1 rRNA gene is annotated in these 302 nt (G+C 48.7%); it reads left to right on the top strand.

The features are described from left to right. Positions 1-302, top strand: a 23S ribosomal RNA gene (locus HP552_RS00285); the annotation flags it as partial.

The raw sequence follows: 302 nt of genomic DNA, 5'->3' as shown, positions 1-302 counted from the left end.
GTGTTAAGTGGGAAAGGATGTAGAGTTGCACAGACAACCAGGATGTTGGCTTAGAAGCAGCCACCATTGAAAGAGTGCGTAATAGCTCACTGGTCGAGTGACTCTGCGCCGAAAATGTAACGGGGCTAAACACACCACCGAAGCTATGGCTTGATACTATGTATCAGGGGTAGGGGAGCGTTGTATAAGGGTTGAAGGTGTACCGTAAGGAGCGCTGGACATTATACAAGTGAGAATGCCGGTATGAGTAACGAAAAGATCAGTGAGAATCTGATCCGCCGAAAGCCTAAGGGTTCCTGAGG

This window comes from Paenibacillus xylanilyticus, assembly GCF_013359935.1.
GTDB lineage: Bacteria > Bacillota > Bacilli > Paenibacillales > Paenibacillaceae > Paenibacillus > Paenibacillus xylanilyticus.
Note: the sequence above shows the minus strand (reverse complement) of the source record. Positions and strands in the feature narration are given on the sequence as shown.